This is a genomic window from Agriterribacter sp., from assembly GCF_035444585.1.
Classification (GTDB): Bacteria; Bacteroidota; Bacteroidia; order Chitinophagales; family Chitinophagaceae; genus Agriterribacter.
In genome coordinates this window covers 1-1,839 of record NZ_DAOMOZ010000374.1, presented here as the reverse complement: position 1 = coordinate 1,839, position 1,839 = coordinate 1, and the positions used below count along the sequence as shown (strand labels likewise).

At 49.0% G+C, this 1,839-nt stretch carries 2 protein-coding genes; both read left to right on the top strand.

What is annotated here, in order from left to right; translation table 11 throughout:
- Positions 1–1,088, top strand: a 1,088-nt coding sequence (locus PLH26_RS21640; protein ID WP_324588091.1) for an MFS transporter, incomplete at its 5' end; no start/stop codon positions are given.
- Positions 1,089–1,090: 2 nt separating this feature from the next.
- A partial coding sequence (locus PLH26_RS21635) for a sugar phosphate isomerase/epimerase family protein (RefSeq protein WP_324588090.1) occupies positions 1,091–1,839 on the top strand: 749 nt, incomplete at its 3' end.

The following is a 1,839-nucleotide window of genomic DNA, read 5'->3' as shown; positions in this document are numbered from 1 at the left end:
CGGCATTTTGGGGATTTACGGCCGCTATGCTTGTCGGCGGGCTTCTATGTGATGTGATAGGATTGGGAAAAATGTTTATACTTGCATTCATCGGCCACATTGCCGGAATTATTCTTACCATTTACGCTACCGGCTACTGGTCACTCTTTGTGTCAACCCTGTTCGTAGGACTGGGAAATGGCTTCGTTGAATCAGCCAGCTATGCAATGGTCAGCAGTATGTATACCACCGACAAAATAAGAAAGATCAACGCGTGGCATATCTGGTTCCCCGCCGGGATAGTGATCGGTGGCGTACTGGCTTACCTGCTGACATTGCTGGATCTTGGCTGGCAAATACAGATGGCGGTAATGCTGCCCCCTACTATTTTGTATGGAGCAATGTTCCTGAAGCAGCGGTTTCCTAAGTCCGAGCGTGTTTCAATGGGCGTTTCAAACAGGGAAATGATCAGGGAATGCCTGCGGCCACTTTTTATTTTTATGCTGTTTTGCATGTTCCTTACGGCCGCTACAGAACTTGGTACAAATCAATGGATCGTTGAACTGCTCTCTGCGGTTGGCGTACCTTCCATATTGTTATTGGTTTTCATTAACGGCATCATGACAGTGGGGCGGGCAAATGCGGGGTTTATCCTGCAAAGACTGTCTCCTACAGGATTATTGCTGTTCTCTGCTATATTTTCTTTCATTGGGTTGTACTGGCTGGGTTCTGCGGAAGGTTATGTTACGTTTGCCGCAGCAGGAGTTTTTGCAATAGGTATTTGCTTTTTCTGGCCCACAATGATCGGGTTCGTATCGGAGAAGCTGCCCAAAACGGGTCCGCTTGGGTTGTCGTTAATGGGCGGGGCAGGGTTGCTGTCAACAGCCCTTGTATTGCCGTATTTTGGCCAGTTGTATGACCACCAGCTCACCTTCATTGCCGCAACAGATACCAGATTATTGCCTGAACAGGTGAAGCTTGCAGCGGGGGCCCGCACCTTGCTCTTTATATCTGCGATCCCTGCGGTGCTGATCGTGGCTTTCGGCATGCTGAAAATACGATCCCTGAAAAAGGTGCCATCACTAAAAATATCATCACTAAAAAAATAACAATGGCGAAATTCCGAATTACACTTAACATGGAGTACTGCCGCAGCGCAGACATGGGATTTGAAGCAGGTGTCAGGCAGGCGGCAGACCTCGGCTACCGCTACATTGAACCCATGGTGCATACCGGTTGGGAATTGCTGAGCGAGGTAGGATATTTTCATTCATTTTCAATGGAGGAGGATACGTTGCTGATGAAAGAGACCTGTGATCGCTATGGCATTACCGTTAGCAGCCTAAGCGGGCATAGCCCACTGATGAAGCCCGAAGCTGCGGTGAGCCGCCTTACCCGTGCGATTATCCTTGCCGATACACTGGATGCCCGCTTTGTAAACACTGATGAAATGATAAAACCCGACTGGATGGATGATCATTTCGCGCATGAAGTGATGAAATACACGCTCACAAAGGCCAACCTGGCCGCTCAAAGGCACGGGGTATATCTCTGTATTGAACCCCATGGTGTTTATACCAGCACAGCCGAAGGCTTAATGCGGATTGTTAACCTGGTAAAATCTCCCTGGATAGGCGTTAACTGGGATACCGGAAACTCATACCTGGCTGGTATAGAAGACCCCTACGACGGACTTCAGGTCGTGCGGGACCACGTATATCATATCCATGCCAAAGACATCAGCATGAGCCACGGAGAAAAAGAAAGAGGAAAGGTATTCGGCACTCCTGTTGGCTGCGCATGTGGCGAAGGCATGGTAAACTGGGATAAGGTTTTTGAGATCATGGAGCCTGTGGACAG